Consider the following 19076-nt stretch of genomic DNA (forward strand, 5'->3'; position numbering starts at 1 on the left):
GAAATGCAGGGTTTGACATAGAAGAAATTCCTTGGGAGTATTCCAAATTTAAAGTTGAAAGAGACTTTTTATTCAAGGTAGTTGAAGGTACAAAATCAAAGTTGGGTTGGGATACTTTAGATTACACTCCGAATGAGGAGAGAATAGTCTTTTATTTAGATAATTTTAAGGAACTTATTTTAAGGTTTACAACTGAGTGGTGGGCTCATTTTTATTTTAATTACGTAAAAGTTTAGTTTGACGAAATAGTACATATCAAAAAACGATCCAGCCGAAGGATCGTTTTTTGTTGCTGTATTGAAGGTGGGAATTATGCCTGCTCTATTAGCGGGTTTTTCCCGCAGGAAATAACTTTTCAAAATGTCCTTTATTCCTTGACCGCACCCATTGTAACACTGCTCATAAATTTATCTTGAAATCTTAAGAAGACAATAATCAGTGGCAATGTTACTACAACGCATCCCGTCATAATCAACTCCCATGGGATTGACCAGACGCTGTCCTTCTCATTTAATGTTGGCAGAATGACCATAATCGGCATAAACTTCTGCTTGTTGATCATTATGAGCGGCCACAAAAAATCGTTCCACTTATGAAGGAAGGTCAGGATGGCTAGCGCTCCGATCACGGGGGACGATACGGGAAGAATGATACTGCTAAATATACGCCAGTGACGAGCTCCATCCATTTTGGCGGCTTCAATGAGTGCATCCGGTATGCTGAGCATATATTGACGCATCATAAACATCGCAAATACGCTCGCAATGCCTGGGAAAATTTGTACAGCGTAGCTGTTTAGCCATCCAATCCGGCTGAACATGATGTATAAGGGGGGAATAGACAATTCGCCAGGTACCATCATAGTAGCCAAAAGTGCAACGAACATCCAGCTTCTCCCTTTGAACTTATACTTGGCGAAAGCAAATGCGGCCAAAGCGGATACCAAAATGGTTAAAATCGTATGAGCCGTTGAGACATAAATCGAATTAATAAATGACCGTACCAATGTATTGCTGTTGTAATTAAAAAGTCGCAGATAGTTATCAAACGTCGGATGATGGGGAAGACCCGCAGGATTGGCAGAAAGCTCCTCTGCAGTTTTAAAGGAGCCCACCAGCATAATCAAGAGAGGATACACCGAGAAAACAACGACGACAGCGAGCAGCAGGTGTATGATAATTTGTTGCCATTGCTTGCTGGTCATTCGTCATTCCCTCCCCGTAGTGCCTTATACTGTATTAGCGAGACAAGCAAAATCATGACGAACAAAACCCAGCCGACGGCGCTTGCGAGGCCGAAGTTCCCACCGTTAATGTTCCTGGTCAAAATACTTAAAATAGGAATGACATCGGTAGGCGCATCCATCCCCGTGGAGAACATGAGCAAGGGCTCGGAATAAATTTTGAGGGAACCGATTGTATCCATCATGAAAGCAAACAAAAATATCGGTCTCATTAACGGAACGGTAATATGCCATAAGCGTTGTGCGGCATTGGCGCCATCGATCGTCGCCGCTTCTTGAATTTCGTCACTAATGGTCGTTAATCCAGCCATGTAAATAACGAAATACCAGCCTATAGCCCGCCACAGGATAAGAGCGACGACACTCCATTTCATCAGCAAAGGGTCTTCCAGAAAAAAGATTTGCGTGCCTAGTAACTTGTTAATGACGCCATACCGTGTAGCAAAAATGACTTTAAAGATGAGCGCCGATGCCACAGCCGCTGTTATTTGAGGCAAAAATATGACCGGCTTAAAAAATCCCTTCCACTTCACCAGCTTGGAGTTCACCGCTACCGCTAATAAAAAGGAGATTGCCATGACAGGAATGATATGCACGATCCAGTAGAAAAGGGTATTGTACACCGCAGTCCAAAAAGTAGGGTAGATGAAGAGCGCAATATAGTTGTCGAGTCCTACAAAGGTGGCCGAGCCGTACCCTCTATAGCGAAAAAAGCTGAGCACGAAAGAGTACACCGACGGGAACACAAAGAAAATAACAAAGGAAATAATAAAAGGAGCAATAAATACATAGGGTACCAATTTGTCCCACAATGCAAGCGAGTTTGGAGCCCTTTTATTGGATATGGAAGACATCAACGACTCCCCCTTAAGCTGCGACCCCCGGAATGGAATCCGGGGATCGTGACCTGGCACATGGTTATTTTTTCTTATATGGGTTGCCAACCTGGTTTTTCAGGTCGGTTTCCGCTTGCTTTAGAATTTGATCAAGGGTTCCGCCGCCGGTCAAATACTTGGATAAGGCTTCGTTCATCGTCGATCTCTCCAAATCTGCTGCGGGACTAAAGCTGAACACTTTTACTTTTTCCAATGCCTTAGCTTCCGTTTGTGGCAGAGTCGCACCGAAGAACTTATGCGGCTGTGTAATTTGCGGATCCTGCAGTGCATCTTTCAGGATCGGTGTGATCGAACGGATTTCATTCAAAGCAAGTGCGCCTTGTTTGGTGAGCAGCAGTTTGCTCAGTACTTCTTTCGCTTCCTTCTTATGCTTTCCTTTGGCTGGAATAACAAAGATCGAGCCGCCGGCTTCACTGCCTCCGTCCGCATCGGCTAATATCGGCCATTCCGCAGTGGCCCACTTGCCTGCTTGATCTGGGGCATATTTGGGAAGGAAGTTCTTAAACCAGTTGGAGATCAAGCTTGATGCAATCGTGCCGTTAGCAAACGCTTTCTCCCAATCCGGGGTAAAATCGTTGATATCGACCGTTACTCCCGAGTCTTTCAGCTGTTTAAACATTTCGAACGCTTTCCGTACTCCGGGATCGGAGGCTATGACATATTCGCCCTTATCATCCGTAAATTTAGCACCATTACCGCTCACAATCATGCCCAAATCGTAGCCGGCGATTTGTTTACCTAAATTCCAAATGTAGCTGTTGGGGAATTTCTCCCTAAGCTTTTTGCCTGCAGCAATCAAATCATCAATATTTTTGACCTTAGAGGGATCAATGCCTGCTTCGTCGAACATATCTTTACGATAGAACCACACTTTTGTTTTTACTTCATAAGGGAAGGTGACGAATTTGTTCTTGTAGCTGGCTAGCTCAATTGCAGCCTGCGTAAGATTTCCTTGAACCGGCTTCATCACATCGGTTAAATCCTCCAGGATGCCGGCTTCAGCGAACTCCGTTAACTGCGTACGGTTTAACATGACGATGTCCGGCATATCCTCGTTGGCCGCGAGCGCGAGTCGAAGCTTCTTTGCGACATCCGGATCGCCGGCCCCACCAACAAGCCCTTCAATTTCCACTTTATCCTTCATTTCTGGATATGCTTTAAAAAGTGATTCGGTGGCTTTTTCCACGGTTTCAGTGGAACCCCAAACCATCCAGGTGAGCTTTACTTTACCATTTGCGGGTTTATCCTCACTATCAGTACATGCGGCAAGCACCATCGACAGCAACATCATAATAACCAGCAGTGCAATCCCGCTTCTTCTGCGTGATCCCTTTCTGTTATCCAGCGCCATGCAGAATCCCTCCCTGATTAATGGCTTGTGTACTATCCAGCTGCATTAAGGCTGACGAGTTACGATTACACAATCACCCCCAAGCTTAGGTACATCCTCCTACACGAAAGCGTTATCACCATTGTTACTTTACCCTATGACCCTTTCCAGATATTAATTCACGTTCTTCACAATGTGAGAATTAATTTTTTAAATTTAGCAATGCAGTATAATATTCTGCCTTGCACCCTAATATCATCGATATTAAGAAACGGAGTGATCCTATTGGAAGAACAGATTCCGACTAAGTCCAACAAACGAAATAATTATGTCCCAACCACCATTAGTAAAGTGCTGGCAGTTCTCGATTGCTTTTCCATCCATCAGCCTAAGTTAACAGCCGGGGATATCGGTTCCCAATTGGGATTGACCACAAGCACACTTTATCGTTACCTTTCAGCCATGGAAAACGAGGGTTACCTCGAGCGGGATCCTGAAACGGGTCAATATGTCATCGGACTTCGTGTTGTTGAGCTGGCAGGCATCGCGCTCGGTCACCTCGAGGTACGACGACATGGACAAATCGAGCTGGACGCGCTCGCCGGCAACTTGAAAATGAATGCGAATTTAGGCGTTTTGTATAGAGGCGATACCTTTCACCTCTGTTACTCTGTGCAAACGGAGGTTGATCGGATGTATACCGTTATTGGCAGACGTACACCAGCACACTGTACGGCCATGGGGAAAGTAATGCTAGCCTATTTGCCCCGCGACCAGGCTCATCAAATTGTGAAGTCCACAAATTTCATAAAATTAAGCAAGCATTCCGTCGGAACTCCGGAGGAGCTTGACGCTGCGCTAGATGAAGTAACTCAAAAGGCATATGCCGTTGATCGCGGTGAAGTGCGTGAGAGCACATGGTGTGTAGCAGCTCCTGTACGTGAACAGGGAGGTCGTGTGGTAGCTTCGATCAGCGTAAGCTCGCAAAGGGAGCTGGTGGAACCTCGAATAGAAGAAATTGCAAAGGAGGTACGACACTATGCGAATAAACTCTCCCTTCGCTTAGGCTTCTTCGGATAATACGGCTTAACACTTTAGGAGGTGAAATCATGTCCTCAGAAGCGGGACGTAAAGTAGCTATTGTAACAGGGGGCGCACAGGGAATCGGGGCAGCTGTGGGTTTATTCTTGCTACGTTCCGGCATGAAGGTGGTTATAGCGGATCGCTCCGACGAACTGCCTCCAGTGTTTAAACAACCGACAATTGCCGAAGAAGATGTGATCGCAATCCGTACCGATGTAACCCTTGAAGACGATGTCGCTCGTTTGATGTCCACGGCGGAACGTGAATTTGGTGGTATTGACGTGCTTGTAAACAGTGCAGGAATATTCCCGCGAGCAACCCTGCTCGAAACGACGCAAGAGCTATGGAGCAGGGTCATCGATGTCAATCTCAAGGGTGTATATCTGATGTGCCGCGCTGCTGTTCCATGCATGATACAAAGGGGCGGCGGGGCCATTATCAATATTGGTTCGCTACATGCTCGGGGTGGCGCTTCTGATTTGTTTGCTTATTCGGTATCGAAGGGAGGGGTCGTGACACTAACGATGAATTTGGCTCGAAGTCTGGCTCAGCACGGGATTAGAGTGAATTGCGTGCATCCGGGATGGGTGGCATCTGAAGGAGAAGTCGAGCTGCGCCGCAGTGTTAACCTACCCGACGATTGGCTAGAACAGCAGGGTAAGAAGCTTCCGCTTGGAAGATTGCAAACGACGGACGATATTGCGGCGATGGTCCAATTCTTGACCTCGGATGCAGCCTGTCAGATGACCGGCCAGGTTATTTCAGTTGATGGTGGCATGAGTTTAAAGTAATTCGCTCATTTAATCATAGAGGAGGAAATCGAACATGGAACAAATGAGAGGAATTTATGCAATCCCACCGACGCCTTTTAAGGACAATGGGGAGCTGGATGAACAAGGGCTGCGCAGCATTATTCAGTTTTGCCTTAACGCCGGCGCCCATGGCATCGTAACTCCCGTTAATGCGAGCGAGTTTATCAGTTTGACTGATGATGAGCGAAAGCAAGTTGTCCGGATTGCCGTGGACACTGTGAGCGGTCAAATTCCCGTGGTTGCTGGAGTGGCGGGGACCTGTGAAGAGCATGCCGTATATCATGCACATCATGCAAGAGAGGCCGGAGCCGACTCCCTGATTGCGATGCCGCCCTATGTTAAAAAAGCGACGCCGGATGAAATCGTTCATTACTACCAGGCACTCGATCGGGAAGCGCAGGGATTGCCTGTATGGATTCAAAATAATATGCCTCCCGTGGGTACCCCGATGTCTCCGCAATTGCTTGCGCGGATCGTCAAGTCCACCGAATCCGTCCATTACGTCAAGGAAGAATGCTGGCCCGCTGGTCACTATATGACGGAGCTGCTCGAATTGGCGGGGGACACAGTTAAAGGCATTCAAGGAGGCATGGCCGGTCGCTACTTATTAGATGAATATGCGCGCGGAGCTTGCGGCTCTATGCCTGCATGCGAAATTTGTGACGTCCATGTGCGCCTGTGGGAGCTGTTGGAAGCAGGAGATCAGCGTGGTGCCAGGGATGTATTTAACCGGATGCTTCCGCTGCTCAATTTGGAGTTCATGTATGGCGTGGCCGTTTATAAAGAGGTCCTAGTACGTCGAGGAATTATTAGCAGCGCTTATATGCGCAATGCAGGACATTTTCCGCTGGACGACTATGATCGCAAAGAGCTAAGCGCTATTTTAGAGGATCTGCAGCCATTATTTCGGGTTTAGGAGGCGTTTGTCATATGAAAATTATTGACGCTAAAACCTTTGTTGTCGGGAACCCTTGGAAAAACTGGGTATTTGTAAAGCTCTACACCGATGAAGGGATCACCGGGGTTGGCGAAGCAACCGGAGGGCTGCAGACAAAGCCCAACGAAGCATCCGTCCATGAGTTGAAGCCGCTCTATATCGGGAAGGACCCGCGGAATGTCCATGAAATTATGGACAGTATGCGTAAGGGGCTGTTTCTCGGTTATTCCACGGCGATGTCCGGAATAGAGCAGGCCTGCTGGGACATTCTCGGAAAAAGTCTGGGTGTACCGGTTTGGCGGCTGCTTGGAGGTAAAATGCGCCCTAGGATTCGTGCGTATGCGAACGGCTGGTATCGTGGCCCGCGCGATCCGGCGTTTTTTGCGGAAGCGGCTCTTCGCACGGTAGAGATGGGATACACGGCGCTTAAATTTGATCCGTTCGGCAATGCCTATCGTTTCATGGAGCGGGATGAGGAACGGTTATCTTTGAATATTGTGCGGGCGGTCCGAGAAGCTGTCGGTGAGAGCGTGGATCTGCTCATTGAGGCGCATGATCGCTTTTCCGTTAGCACGGCTGTTAAGCTCGGGCATGCGTTGGCGGAATTTAATCCCATGTGGTTTGAAACCCCTGTGATGTCCACCGATGTGGAAGCGACTATAGCCGTGGCGAGCCAAGTGCCAATACCGGTGGCCAGCGGGGAACGATTTGATTCATTAGCGCAATTTTCACGTCTGCTCGGCAGCAAGGTCGTGAGCATTGCTCAGCCGGAGGTATTGAAAATCGGAGGGATCAGCGGGATGGTGAAAGCCGCTGCGATCGCGGAATCCCACGAAAGCTTCATCGCGCCTCATAATGCGCAAAGCCCGCTTTGCACCGTAATCAATACTCATGTAGGCGCTGCGGTGCCGAATCTGTTGATTCAGGAGTGCTTCGATGATACCAACGCTGAGTGGTCAAGGCGGATCATGACAGGTACGGTGCAGGTCAAGGATGGCTATATTGAAATTCCGGACGATCCGGGTCTTGGCGTGGATCTGAATGAAGAGGAAATGAGCAAATATCCGTATGGGGACCAAAACTTCTTACGGTTATTTGAAGCGGGCTGGGAAAAGCGACGCGAAATCAAGGGGTGACAATTCCCGAGGAATGGAGAGCGAAGCCGATGGGAACGAGTGTGAAAATCTGTATCATCGGGGCGGGGAGCGCACAATTTTCTGCAGGGATTGTGCGCGATTTATGTGTCAATCCAGGGTTAGCCGGAAGCCATGTCGTGCTGATGGACATCGATGAACGCCGTCTTGAATTCGTGCTGCAGCTGGCCGAGCGATTATCCGCGGAGCTTCAGGCGAACGTTAGTTTTTCCAAAACGACGGACCGCCAAAAAGCGCTCAAGGATGCTGATTTCGTACTGAACACCGCTCAGGTGGGAGGGCACCAATGGTCGGAGGATCAGCGCAAGTTGGGAGAAAAGCATGGCTATTATCGCGGTACCAAATTACATAACTTTCCTCAAATGCACTTGTTTTTAGACGTAGCCCGTGATATAGAACGAATTTGCCCAAATGCTTGGCTGATCCAATCCGCTAATCCGGTGTTTGAGGGCTGCTCCCTCATGCATCGTGAAACGAAGCTGAATATTCTCGGGCTTTGTCACGGGCATTACGGCTATTTGGAAATTGCTAATGTTCTTGGACTGGAACCGCAGTATGTTACCGCTAAGACACAAGGGTTCAACCATTGGATTTGGCTTACAGATTTCCGTTATAAAGGTGAGGATGCATACCCACTGCTGGATGAATGGATCCAAACGAAAGCTGAGGCCTATTGGGCGAAAGCTGATTTTGAATTTTGGGATAATCAAATGTCGCGGGCAGCCATTCATTTATACCAAATGTTCGGCCTCATGCCGATCGGGGACACGCCGCGAACGTGCGAAAATTTGGGTGTGGGCTGGTGGTATCACACCGATCTGACTGAAAAGCAGCGATGGTACGGTAGCCTTGGAGGCTTCGATTCAGAGTTGGGCTGGCAGAAGTACCTTGACCGGCTGTCGGATAAGGTTGACGACATTGAGAGAGCCGTCACCGATGCCAGCTTGAAGGTGACCGATATTTTTCCGCCTGTGCAAAGCAAAGAACAAATTGTACCGATTATTAACTCCTTAGTGAATAACGTGGAAGGGATTTATCAAGTTAACATCCCCAATCGCGGAGGTATCGTTAAAGGGTTCCCGGAAAATTTGGTTGTGGAGTGCCAAGGCGTGGTGAACGGTTCAGGAATCCGGGGCGTGAGCCAGGAGCCGCTGCCTGCAAAGCTGGTGGCTGGCACAATGAATCCACGCTGGAGTCAAGCTGAATGCATGATTGAGGCCATGCGCCTCGGCGACTATCATTTACTGCTTTCATGCTTGCTCATGGATCAACGGACTCGAAGTCTTACACAGGCCGAAGGCTATTTACGGGAGTGGTTTGCCGACCCGCGTAACGAACAGCTTGCCAAAGTATTTAGGATCCATCCTTAATGAATCCGGAGGGAAACATGAAAACGAGTGTGAAAATCGCCATAATCGGGGCGGGAAGCGCGCAATTTTCCGCGGAAATTGTTCGTGACCTTTGTGTAAACCCTGGACTACAAGGCAGCCATGTTGTCTTGATGGATATCCATGAACAACGTTTGGAAATGGTACACCGGCTTGCTGAAAGACTAACGCGCGAGATCCGAGGAAAGATCAGCTTTTCCAAAACCACGCACCGTGAGACGGCGCTTCAAGGAGCGGATTTCGTCATAAATACGGCACAGGTCGGGGGCCATGATTGGACGGAGGCACAGCGGAGGCTAGCCGAAAAACATGGCTATTATCGCGGAGCGAGACTTCACGATTTTCCACAAATGGCGCTGTTTCTTGACGTTGCCCGGGATGTGGAGCGGATCTGTCCTAACGCTTGGCTGATTCAGTCCGCTAACCCTGTATTTGAAGGCTGTACCTTAATGCACCGTGAAACAAAGGTTAAAGTACTCGGCTTATGTCACGGCCATTACGGTTATCAGCATATTGCTAGGGTATTAGGTCTCGACCCCGCCTATGTAACAGCAGAAACGAAAGGGTTTAACCATTGGATCTGGATGACGGACTTTCGTTACAAGGGCCAGGATGCTTACCCGCTTTTGAACGAATGGATAGAAAAGCATGCCGAAGCTTATTGGGCTCAAGATAACTTTGAATTTCACGATACACAGCTATCCCGAGCGGCAATAGATCAATATAGATTATATGGACTGATGCCGATTGGGGATACGCCTAGGTTCGTCGGCTGGTGGTATCATACCGATCTTGCCGCCAAGCAGCAATGGTACGGGAAGCTGGGTGGATTTGACTCGGAGCTAGGCTGGCAAAGGTATTTGAACAAAATGAATGAAAATGTAAAAAAGATTGAACGTGTCGTATTGGATGAAAGTCAAAAGGTGACCGACATTTTCCGCCCTGTCCAAGGCCACGAGCAAATCGTACCGATCATTAATTCGCTTGTGAATGATGAGGAAGGTATTTATCAAGTCAATATTCCGAACAAAGGGCAGCTCATCCAAGGGTTTCCGGAGGACCTTGTGATTGAATGCAAGGGGGTTGTCAACGCTTCGGGGATCCGTGGGGTAGTCACACCTCCGCTTCCGGCCAAGGTTGTTGTAGGTGAAATGGTGCCTCGCTGGAGGAAGGCTGAATGTGCGGTGGAGGCTATGCGCAGCGGGGATCGCGACTATCTATTGCAATATTTGCTGCATGATCAACGTACCCGTACACGGGAGCAAGCGGAAGCTTTAATCACCGAATGGTTGAGCGATTCTCGCAACGAGAAGCTGGCCCGGTTGTTTCATGCTTGACTATAAGCAGGAAGAGGGGGACGCAGAATGAGTGAAAAGGGACATCGAATCAGCTACGAAATTCTAAATATGAAGCCCGATGAGCCGAAACGAGAGATCGAGGTTCTCGCCACACAAGAAGAGCTAACTCATCTGATCAAGCAAGGGTACCTGATAAAAGAAGACTTGTTTTCCGGAACGGGACTTGAGGAGCTTCGCAGCGCATTGGATCGTTTGGAAGCTAAGGAGAAGGACGATGTGGGCGTTAACACAATGGGCAACTTTGGAGGTCTCTTTTTACGGTATTTGATGGATAAAGATGAAACCTTCCTCAAATTCCTTCAATTTCAGCCCTTGTTATCGATTGCCCGAGCCATGTTGGGACCCCAGGTGCAAATGGGCATGTCGGCACGCATCAGCTATCCCGGTCCTGAAAATCAAGAGACGATCTGGCATCAGCATTTGCGCTACATTCCCAAGCCGCTGCCCCCATGGTTTATTAGACCGCATTGTTTGGATGTGCTCTTGTATCTCGACGATGTTACAGATGCAAACGGTCCGCTTTGTGTTGTGCCGGGCTCACACGAGCGAATACAAGAAGAGCCGCCGGCCGAATATTTCGGTGAGATGCAGGGAAGTATCGTGCTGCGGCCTAAAGCGGGGACTGCTGTACTGCAGCATGCAAACCTATGGCATCGCGCTATGCCAACCACCTCGGAAGGGAGCAAACGCCGGTTATTGATCCTCAGCTACTACCCGACCTGGTTAAAGCGCGGCCTATATGGCGTCCAGCCGGCGGATGGATTAACCAAGCCTCTTGAAAAGCAGGACAATGAAGAGATCCTAGAACTGCTCGGCAAAACCGGTTATATGTAACAACCTCGCCAAGGGGACTCCTTAAGTCTGGAAGACAGGAGAGCCCCTATTTTTTATTACCTGAGGAGGAGATTCAGTATGAAGAAATTAAAGTGGGGGATTATGGGAAACGCAAGTATCGCCAAACGTGCATTCATTCCAGGCGTGCGTGAATCTGAGCTTTGTGTCGTAGAGGCCATTGCTAGCAGGGAGGAATCTAAGGCCAAAATGGTCGCGGAGCAGTTTGGTATTTCGAAATCATTTGGTAGTTACGAAGACCTGCTAGAGGATCCCTCCATCGACGCAGTCTACATCCCTTTGCCCAACCACTTGCATAAAGAGTGGACCATTAAGGCAGCTAAAGCTGGGAAGCATATTTTATGCGAAAAACCGATCGCGCTGAATGTAAAGGAAGCGGAGGAAATGGCGGAGGCGTGCGCCAAAGCCGGTGTCAAGCTGGCGGAGGCCTTTATGTATCGACATCATCCCCGTTATCAAATGCTAAAAGAAATCATAAGCTCCGGTGAAATCGGAGACATCCGCGTGATCCGCGGTGCCTTCACCTTCAACAACTCTGCTAATATGGAAAACATCCGATTTAAACGAGAGTGGGGGGGCGGGTCGATCTATGATGTGGGCTGCTACCCGATAAACGCCGCACGATATTTACTTGAGCGAGAGCCCGAGGCCGTTACCGTGCATGCACTTTTGTCGCCCCAGCATGATTATGTGGACATGATGGCCTCCGGGCTCGTGGAGTTCCCCGAGTCGGTTGCATTGATTTTCGATTGCGGCATGTGGGCGGCGAATCGAAGCTTCATGGAGATCGTTGGTACAAACGGCCGAATTGACCTGCCCTCCGGGTTTGGTACTCGTCCTGAACCAATTACGAATCTATTCGTAACCATAGGTGGAGAGCGAAAGGAAATCGAGGTGCCGCATGTCAATCATTACGCTATCCAAGCCGACAATTTCGCCAGGAGCGTGCTACATGGCGAGCCGTTAAGCTTTGAGCCTTCAGATTTCATTTCTAATATGCGCGTTCTAGAAGCATGTATAAAATCCGCTAATGAGCGGACCCGAGTGGTTCTGTAATATATTGAAATGCATGCAGGAAAGAGCCAAGGGGAAATTCCCTCTGGCTCTTCTCAGTGTGCCACGCACGGCGATTAACTAGATGGTGAAGTTTGTTATGGGGGCTGGTAATGGCCATCGAGTGGGAAGCTTACACGAACCGTCAAGAACAAATAACAGGGTTCAGTGGGCACGACAACCATTAAATATTATGTGCACGTTAGCGGCAAACAAAAGAGCAGCCCTCGCTTGGCGATGCCGCTCCTTTGGAATACTATTCAATAATATTTTTCTTATCTTTCACTTTGTCTTTCATCGACTGCGTCACATCGATGCCTTCGCTTTTCGCTGCTTTCATGTTGAGCGCAAGATCGAGCGTGTCCGGGAATCCGACTGGAATGTCCGCGGGCTTCTTGCCGTTTTTCAAAATGTCTACGGCCATTTTACCGGTCGTATAGCCAAGATCGTAATAGTCAAAGCCGTAAGAGGCGAAGCCGCCGCGTTTGACGGAATCCTTTTCTCCGACGAACAGTGGTATTTTGTTTTTCTCCGCGGTTTGAATGACCGATTCAAGCGACGAGACCACTGTATTATCCTTTGGGATGTAGATGGCGTCCACTCGGCCTACGAGCGATTCCGCCGCCTGCTTCACCTCAGAGCCGTTCGAGACCGATGCCTTCGCAACCTTGATACCCAGCTTCGAGAGCGATTCCTCGGCTTTTTTCACGTTGACGAGCGAATTTTGCTCGCCTTCATTCGCCACGATGCCGACGGTCTTCGTCTTTGGAAAATCCTTCGCAATAAAGTCCATCAGCTTGGTGATCGCTTCGGGATGCGTATCCGATGTTCCGGTTACGTTCGCTCCCGGTTTCTCCAGGCTCTGTACAAGCTTCGCTCCGAGCGGGTCTGTAATGGCGGTGAACAAAATAGGCGTATCTTTTATCGCTTGCGCCGCAGCCTGGGCGGATGGAGTGGCAATGGCTAGCACCAGGTCCTTTTTGTTGGTGGCGAATTTTTGTGCAATCGAGAGGTTGTTCGTTGCATCGCCTTGAGCGATTTGCACGTCAATCTCGAGGTTATCCTTCTCCACATAGCCGTTGTCTTTTAGTGCGGCGATAAAGCCTTGGCGTGCAGCGTCCAGTGACGGATGTTCGACGATTTGGGTGATTCCGATTTTCACAATTTTTTTCGCTTCCGGTTTGCCGCCTTGTCCCGCTGATGCGCCCGAGGATGCTTCCTTGCCGCCTGCCGCACATCCTGACGCCATCAGCGAAATGCTAAGTAAAGCGGATAATACCATTTTTGACTTCATACTCTGTACCCCCTATTGATGTGATGGTTCACTAGATAAAAGCATAAACGCATGAAAGCGCTATTGCTATTTTAGTAGGATGCTTTAATGGCGTCAATGAAAACGTTTTTTTGCGGCATAAAAATGGAGCATGTCCAAATAATGAATCGATCCTTGAGATTTTTAGAAACTTGTTTACATAATAAATGTTATGTATTCTTATGAAAGAGGATGCAACGATGGCCATGATAGAACAGACGATTGTTAACTCATTGGAAAACAAAATTAGGACTAAAGATAAAGAGATTTGTATTATCGGCAAAATGAATTGGCAAAGCTCGTGTGGTAAGCGATATTAGAACAAACAGCAGCATGTTCTTTGAGGAAAACGAGAATGAATGGGTTCAGAAGATTGAGACCAGAGCTTCTGAACTGATGAATATACCGATCTCACATGCTGAACCGCTGCAAATTTTACATTATAAAGACGGCGAGCAGTATCAGCCTCATTTGGACTATTTCACCTCCGAAAATGTTGTTAACAATCGAATCAGCACATTGGTGATGTATTTAAATGACGTAGAAAAGGGAGGAGAAACGTACTTCCCTAACCTTCATTTTTCAGTAGCACCGAAAAAAGGCAGTGCCGTCTTTTTGAATATTTTAATAAGGATAATCGCTTAATGAACTAACGTTACATGGAGGAGGGGGAAATCTCGTCGAAGCCGGAGAGAAATGGGTAGCGACCCAGTGGATGAGAAGACAACGACATCGCTACGTTTAAATTAAAGGAGTCTAAGAGCCTCTCCAATTCAGGAGTGGCTCCCTTTATTTTCCTCGGTGTGACGACATCTTTTGATACGGTTTGTACTTCACACCGGAACATTTAATACTATTAATAAATTTAACAATATTATTAGTTTGATTAATGATCCAGCCATCGTTTATTATCGTTGATTGTCGTCGCTACGTTAACGGGGCAGGAGAGTTTAAACACTTCTCGAATATTTCAAATGAACACAAATACTTGTTAGAGGTGATTTCATGGAAGAGAATGTTAAATCGTTACTTTCTTCATTGTCGAGAGAGTGGATCAACAACTCCGCCGGATTAAGGTCGTAACTCGCGAGGATGAATGGGAGTGGGTCAGCTTCGCATATTATCGTAAGTGTGAAACGGCTAAGGACGTCTTAGTTCGATAGGAACATTAACAGGAACTTTAAAATACCATACCCAAAAAACACACATGATTGCGGAGATACCATAAGCAAGTACTGGCCGTTTATAGAATAATCGAAGCATCGGGAACATGGTGCAATCAAATATGATAGACCAGTAAAGATTCCAGCCATATTGATAAATAATCCGACCAGTAATCATAAGGAAGTATTCAACAGCAGTAAAAATTAAGATCCATTTCAAATTATGTGCAATTTGTTTTCCAATCCTATCTTTTGGATAGTTGGAGAGAAAAAGAAAGGCCGTAAGCGGGAAGGTAACAAATGTATAAACCATCTCGGTTAAACTATGATTAGGCAAAAAGTCAGCCTTTAATTTCCATAAAAAATGATTTGCAGTGAGAAAATTATATAGTAAATTTCCCAGGGCGAAATACATCATTGTAGTATGATAGTCTCTCCAGTTTTTCCAATCTCCACGTTTCCATGCTACAATTAAGATTAATGTGGCAATGGCCAAATGCATACAAATTCTCACCCCACCATATACTTACCAATAATTAGTATCTTATCCAATACAACTTCCACTAATCCTAATTAATTAGTGAATTAAGAAATCTTTAGAATAGTTTGATCAAAGTTACAAATGTTGCAAAGAACTTTATATCATTTCCGACGGGCTGTGAATTGAAGACTGCAAAGGACGCCTTTAAAATATGGACGTCGATTTGCATCTAGCTAGGGGGAGGCTTACATGGAAAAAGAGCGCCTCCTTGATGGTGTTGGGTTTCGAACCCGTGGACAAACCCATCATACCGAGGCGCTCCTTTTTTGACAAAGCCCATTCTTAGGCTATACAGGAATGTTTAGTGCAACGAGATGTGCACCATTTGAATCAAAGACCCTTCGCTGCAAATAATAATTTAGGATATTATTAACATATCAGGAATTGTATCAATCGCTGATCGGTATTGTCGTAACAGCAGGGTTTTGATATTCTCCATCTGACATTCTGGGTTGTTGCGCGGCATTTGTTTGCACTCCCAAAATTAAAGCAGCTTTCTTTATATCATAACCCCCTGATTCATTGAAACTGATCCTAGAGAATTGGACATAGTCAATGTAATGCGGAATTGAATCTACTTGGATCGGCATTTTCGGGTACGTTGCCGAATATATTCGCAGCAAAGATTTATGATGAATCGAATCAGGCAATCACCCAATGGATATCCAATATCGTACTGTAACTGGCGATATCTGACCGGAATGTCTCATCAAACGATTAAGCCAAGCAAATAGAAAAGGGCTGCTGGAATTCAGCGGCCCTCGTTGCTTTCTTCATGGTCTGGTTCATGATCTACAGAGTATTTCATATTATTATGTTCGTCATGATCTAAAACCAAGGTAACTTCCTTCGATTCACCCGTTTTAGGGTCAACCGAAGTGACTGTTTCTTTTTGTACTTCCATGATCGAATCACCTCCGCCCTTATTCTGCCCAATTGTTTGGAAATAATTCCAAACCTCCAGTACAAGATGAAGAAACCCTCACCAGAATGCGAGGGATCTTCGAACCTAAGGTTCCAAAATTTCAGACTCGTCTTTTGACTTAAGTCAATGCACGTAAACATCCCCCTAATTACAATGTAATCATTACTTAAACATAGGGGGGTCCACATGGTATTCCAAGGATAGGGTCATCGGATCAGCGAAGGTCTTGGTGGATTCTCTTTTTAATTTTGCTTAGTGACTCCTCACCTGTATGAATATGCTGGTCATCATGCAGATTTGTAACTTTTGAACGTAAAGGTAGACGGGTACGAATGCATAATACCTACAACAAGAGGATGCCGCTGGTTCAACACGTCAGCTTAGCTATGCTATTAGGGAGTTCGAGCGAAAAGTATCATAAGTGGAGTGTAATTCTGGTTGGTGTATTCTGATATGTGTTAAGATTAGGAGAGTTTAGATGCGTATGCCGAAGGAGCTATGTGATGGAGGTACTAATTCCTGGACAAGAAAGACTTATGATTAATCATCTCGTTTTGGATTTTAATGGAACGATTGCTTTGGACGGACAGATTTTTCCATTTGTTAGGGATAAGCTTGTAGCATTAGACAAGTTAGTTAAAATCCATGTACTAACCGCTGATAGTAATGGTAGTGCCTATAGACAATGTGAGGGGTTGCCCGTGGAGATACACGTCATCGGTAAGGATAACCAACGGGAGGAGAAAAGTAATTTTGTACGTAGGATTGCACCGGGTGTTGCTGTTATCGGCAATGGGGTAAATGACGAACTAATGTTTCGTGAAGCTGATCTTTCGATCGCTGTAATAGGGAAAGAAGGTTGTGCAACAGCGACGTTAATGGCTAGTAACATAGTTGTTAAGGATGTAGTTGATGGATTAGATTTGTTATTAATGCATCACCGACTCATTCCAACACTGAGAAAGTAATTCAACTGATTTAGTGGGACTAACACGACGAGTTTCGCTGTTACGCTCTCATGAAAATATTTCGCTGATCCTTGAATAGAGAATTGATTGCTAAATTGAAATTGTCGGGTGACAAGAGCTTGATCTCATTATTGGCCGTGTGACAGGATGAATTAAGTAAACTGAAATTACAGAAAGGGTGACGTCTTTGGGGATGGAGAGGGGACGTAGTAACTTCTCTTTGTCATTGAGCTAACTGGCAGTTATACGCAACTGTTAATGTATATACAACGTCCAAAGTTATGTAATTATTTATTATCTCTGGAGCCGGAGTGTTGATTTTTTATGCTATGAAAGAAAAACAGGCTGGCAGGTGAGGTCATCAACATTCTAAGCTGAATTCCGTTCCGGGTTCTTGAAGACGGATCCCTTCAAAAAAACTGAGCGTATGATCCTTGTTTGAGCGTAGGTGTCCATTCAGTAAATAAAGAAAAGAAAGTACGCATCTGTGGGAAAAATACATCTTTATGTGGCGTACTCAATATACTAATTGCAATTTGAGGTATGGAGGAAACCCATGAAAGCGATTGTATGCAAAAAATATGGATTACCGGATGTTCTTGAGCTTACGGAGGTAGAAAAACCTACTCCCAAGGACAAAGAATTCCTGGTAAAAATTCATGCAACAACTGTATCTGCTGGGGACATAAGAGTTCGAGGTTTTAATAGTCCTATTTTATTCTGGATTCCCATGCGAATCGTTTTAGGAATTAGAAAACCGAGAAATCCAATATTAGGCGTGGAGTTAGCTGGAGAAATCGAACGAATAGGAAAAAATGTGAAACGATTTAAGAAAGGAGACCAAGTTTTTGCATTAACTGGGATGCGTTTTGGGGCTTATGCAGAGTACACATGCCTGCATGAGAAAAGCGTTGTGGATTTAAAACCAAAAAATGTGACATATGAAGAAGCTGCTGCCATTCCGTTTGGGGGAACTTCAGCATTGTTTTTCCTTAGAAAAGGGAATATCCGAAATGGACAAAAAGTTCTTATCTATGGGGCTTCCGGTGCGGTTGGCTCATCAGCAGTTCAGCTTGCCAAGTACTTTGGTGCGGAAGTTACAGGGGTTTGTGGCGCTGACAACATGGAACTGGTAAAATCTTTGGGAGCAGATTATGTCATCGATTATATGAAAGACGACTTTGCGGATAAAATTCAACAATATGATCTCATATTTGATGCAGTTGGAAAGATTTCTAAAGCTAAATGCAAGAGAGCAATAGCACCGAACGGGAAGTACGTTACGGTGGATGGGCAAGGTATTGCGAAAGTCCGCAACGAGGATTTACATTTCCTCAAAGAGCTTGTTGAAATGGGGAAAATCAAACCCCTCATCGATAGACGCTATCCACTAGAACAAGTTCCCGAGGCTCACAGATATGTGGAGAAAGGGCGCAAGAAGGGAAATGTAGTAATTAACATTGGAACATGATAAATTAAAAAAGCTCGAAATCATAAGTCAAATTAACAGTACGAGATCTCCATAACAACAGGCTGCCAAGAGTCTCTTGAGGCGCCGCAATTGTCCGGTAAGTGTGTGGTTCAAGTGAGAGTAAGAAAGGCCGATGAAACCAAAGCTTTAAAAAAATGGCGGGCTTAAATATAGGTAGCAGGTTGACCGATTGAGACGGAGCATATTCCGGCTCTTTTTTGTGCACAGGCGAAGCCGTGAGAATAGTGTTTTAACACATGTCGGGTGACAAGAACATTATCTCATTAATTGCCGCGTACATCAGCGTAATAGTATAGCAACTAAAAAGGGAGCTGCCGATGTAGCTCTTCGCCTTTTTCGCCGTTATGACCATTAAGGTGAAACCTACCATAAAAAATTTGTTGGGGAAAGTGCGGGAGTATTGATGAGAGTGCGAGTCTATCCCCTCATGGAATATCCGTACCTAGATACTTTTCTGCATAACGCATAAAAATATCGGCTGCCGGCGAGATATAACGTCCCTCGAAGGAAAAGATGGCCACCGAACGAGATAGAGGAAGATCCAGTGGGATAATCGAAATAGATGGTCC

The 19076-nt window shown here is 46.2% G+C and carries 16 protein-coding genes and 1 pseudogene; 11 read left to right on the plus strand and 6 right to left on the minus strand.

Features of this window, described 5'->3' with window-relative positions; genetic code table 11:
- Positions 1-367: 367 nt before the first annotated feature.
- The 3 genes from FPZ49_RS23625 to FPZ49_RS23635 form a co-directional block, all read right to left on the minus strand.
- Positions 368-1204 (minus strand): carbohydrate ABC transporter permease, encoded by an 837-nt coding sequence (locus FPZ49_RS23625; protein WP_144851695.1) that lies wholly within the window; start codon positions 1202-1204, stop codon positions 368-370.
- A complete protein-coding gene (locus tag FPZ49_RS23630) occupies positions 1201-2097 on the minus strand; it encodes a carbohydrate ABC transporter permease (RefSeq protein ID WP_144851697.1) in 897 nt (298 codons plus the stop codon). The genes FPZ49_RS23625 and FPZ49_RS23630 overlap by 4 nt, the downstream gene beginning before the upstream one ends.
- A 64-nt stretch (positions 2098-2161) precedes the next feature.
- Complete coding sequence (locus FPZ49_RS23635) at positions 2162-3490, minus strand: ABC transporter substrate-binding protein (protein WP_144851700.1); 1329 nt, start codon at positions 3488-3490, stop codon at positions 2162-2164.
- 264 nt (positions 3491-3754) lie between these two features.
- Here FPZ49_RS23635 and FPZ49_RS23640 point away from each other — a divergent pair, with 264 nt between their 5' ends.
- The 8 genes from FPZ49_RS23640 to FPZ49_RS23675 all read left to right on the plus strand — a co-directional run bounded on the left by FPZ49_RS23640 (position 3755) and on the right by FPZ49_RS23675 (position 12109).
- Positions 3755-4549 (plus strand): IclR family transcriptional regulator, encoded by a 795-nt coding sequence (locus tag FPZ49_RS23640; RefSeq protein ID WP_186446042.1) that lies wholly within the window; start codon positions 3755-3757, stop codon positions 4547-4549.
- Positions 4550-4578: 29 nt separating this feature from the next.
- The gene (locus FPZ49_RS23645) at positions 4579-5343 is read left to right on the plus strand and encodes an SDR family NAD(P)-dependent oxidoreductase (protein WP_144851704.1); all 765 of its coding nucleotides are present in this window, start codon (positions 4579-4581) and stop codon (positions 5341-5343) included.
- 34 nt (positions 5344-5377) lie between these two features.
- A complete protein-coding gene (locus FPZ49_RS23650; protein ID WP_144851706.1) occupies positions 5378-6280 on the plus strand; it encodes a dihydrodipicolinate synthase family protein in 903 nt (300 codons plus the stop codon).
- Between the two features lie 14 nt (positions 6281-6294).
- Entirely contained in the window at positions 6295-7437 is a 1143-nt protein-coding gene (locus FPZ49_RS23655) for a mandelate racemase/muconate lactonizing enzyme family protein (protein WP_144851708.1), read from the plus strand.
- A gap of 29 nt (positions 7438-7466) precedes the next feature.
- Positions 7467-8825, plus strand: coding sequence for a family 4 glycosyl hydrolase (locus tag FPZ49_RS23660; protein ID WP_144851710.1), 1359 nt, complete (start codon positions 7467-7469; stop codon positions 8823-8825).
- Between the two features lie 17 nt (positions 8826-8842).
- Positions 8843-10180 (plus strand): family 4 glycosyl hydrolase, encoded by a 1338-nt coding sequence (locus tag FPZ49_RS23665; protein ID WP_186446043.1) that lies wholly within the window; start codon positions 8843-8845, stop codon positions 10178-10180.
- Between the two features lie 27 nt (positions 10181-10207).
- Complete coding sequence (locus FPZ49_RS23670) at positions 10208-11035, plus strand: phytanoyl-CoA dioxygenase family protein (protein ID WP_144851714.1); 828 nt, start codon at positions 10208-10210, stop codon at positions 11033-11035.
- Positions 11036-11113: 78 nt separating this feature from the next.
- Positions 11114-12109: a Gfo/Idh/MocA family protein gene (locus FPZ49_RS23675; protein ID WP_144851716.1), complete on the plus strand. Its 996-nt coding sequence runs from the start codon at positions 11114-11116 to the stop codon at positions 12107-12109.
- 253 nt (positions 12110-12362) lie between these two features.
- Here FPZ49_RS23675 and FPZ49_RS23680 read toward each other — a convergent pair whose 3' ends face one another.
- Positions 12363-13400 (minus strand): ABC transporter substrate-binding protein, encoded by a 1038-nt coding sequence (locus FPZ49_RS23680; protein WP_144851718.1) that lies wholly within the window; start codon positions 13398-13400, stop codon positions 12363-12365.
- Between the two features lie 306 nt (positions 13401-13706).
- Between FPZ49_RS23680 and FPZ49_RS23685 the strand changes: the two are divergent.
- Positions 13707-14163: pseudogene (locus FPZ49_RS23685) on the plus strand (2OG-Fe(II) oxygenase); the annotation flags it as partial.
- 395 nt (positions 14164-14558) lie between these two features.
- On the opposite strand, the gene FPZ49_RS23690 reads toward FPZ49_RS23685, so the two are convergent.
- Both FPZ49_RS23690 and FPZ49_RS35980 read right to left on the minus strand, forming a co-directional pair.
- Positions 14559-15083 (minus strand): CBO0543 family protein, encoded by a 525-nt coding sequence (locus FPZ49_RS23690; RefSeq protein WP_144851719.1) that lies wholly within the window; start codon positions 15081-15083, stop codon positions 14559-14561.
- Positions 15084-15873: 790 nt separating this feature from the next.
- Positions 15874-16026, minus strand: a complete 153-nt coding sequence (locus FPZ49_RS35980) for a hypothetical protein (protein ID WP_186446044.1) — start codon at positions 16024-16026, stop codon at positions 15874-15876.
- A gap of 524 nt (positions 16027-16550) precedes the next feature.
- Here FPZ49_RS35980 and FPZ49_RS23695 point away from each other — a divergent pair.
- A complete protein-coding gene (locus tag FPZ49_RS23695; protein ID WP_144851721.1) occupies positions 16551-17015 on the plus strand; it encodes an HAD family hydrolase in 465 nt (154 codons plus the stop codon).
- Between the two features lie 556 nt (positions 17016-17571).
- Positions 17572-18486, plus strand: coding sequence for an NAD(P)-dependent alcohol dehydrogenase (locus FPZ49_RS23700; protein WP_144851723.1), 915 nt, complete (start codon positions 17572-17574; stop codon positions 18484-18486).
- The last annotated feature ends 590 nt before the right edge of the window (positions 18487-19076 follow it).

Origin of the sequence: Paenibacillus cremeus (assembly GCF_007786445.1) — a bacterium.
Lineage (GTDB): Bacteria > Bacillota > Bacilli > Paenibacillales > NBRC-103111 > Paenibacillus_G > Paenibacillus_G cremeus.

Bases quoted from the DNA above. Each gene is read 5' to 3' on its own strand.
- FPZ49_RS23625 (WP_144851695.1), bottom strand. From the start codon at position 1,204: ATGACCAGCAAGCAATGGCAACAAATTATCATACACCTGCTGCTCGCT.
- FPZ49_RS23630 (WP_144851697.1), bottom strand. From the start codon at position 2,097: ATGTCTTCCATATCCAATAAAAGGGCTCCAAACTCGCTTGCATTGTGG.
- FPZ49_RS23635 (WP_144851700.1), bottom strand. From the start codon at position 3,490: ATGGCGCTGGATAACAGAAAGGGATCACGCAGAAGAAGCGGGATTGCA.
- FPZ49_RS23645 (WP_144851704.1), top strand. From the start codon at position 4,579: ATGTCCTCAGAAGCGGGACGTAAAGTAGCTATTGTAACAGGGGGCGCA.
- FPZ49_RS23650 (WP_144851706.1), top strand. From the start codon at position 5,378: ATGGAACAAATGAGAGGAATTTATGCAATCCCACCGACGCCTTTTAAG.
- FPZ49_RS23655 (WP_144851708.1), top strand. From the start codon at position 6,295: ATGAAAATTATTGACGCTAAAACCTTTGTTGTCGGGAACCCTTGGAAA.
- FPZ49_RS23660 (WP_144851710.1), top strand. From the start codon at position 7,467: ATGGGAACGAGTGTGAAAATCTGTATCATCGGGGCGGGGAGCGCACAA.
- FPZ49_RS23665 (WP_186446043.1), top strand. From the start codon at position 8,843: ATGAAAACGAGTGTGAAAATCGCCATAATCGGGGCGGGAAGCGCGCAA.
- FPZ49_RS23670 (WP_144851714.1), top strand. From the start codon at position 10,208: ATGAGTGAAAAGGGACATCGAATCAGCTACGAAATTCTAAATATGAAG.
- FPZ49_RS23675 (WP_144851716.1), top strand. From the start codon at position 11,114: ATGAAGAAATTAAAGTGGGGGATTATGGGAAACGCAAGTATCGCCAAA.
- FPZ49_RS23680 (WP_144851718.1), bottom strand. From the start codon at position 13,400: ATGAAGTCAAAAATGGTATTATCCGCTTTACTTAGCATTTCGCTGATG.
- FPZ49_RS23690 (WP_144851719.1), bottom strand. From the start codon at position 15,083: ATGCATTTGGCCATTGCCACATTAATCTTAATTGTAGCATGGAAACGT.
- FPZ49_RS35980 (WP_186446044.1), bottom strand. From the start codon at position 16,026: ATGGAAGTACAAAAAGAAACAGTCACTTCGGTTGACCCTAAAACGGGT.
- FPZ49_RS23695 (WP_144851721.1), top strand. From the start codon at position 16,551: ATGGAGGTACTAATTCCTGGACAAGAAAGACTTATGATTAATCATCTC.
- FPZ49_RS23700 (WP_144851723.1), top strand. From the start codon at position 17,572: ATGAAAGCGATTGTATGCAAAAAATATGGATTACCGGATGTTCTTGAG.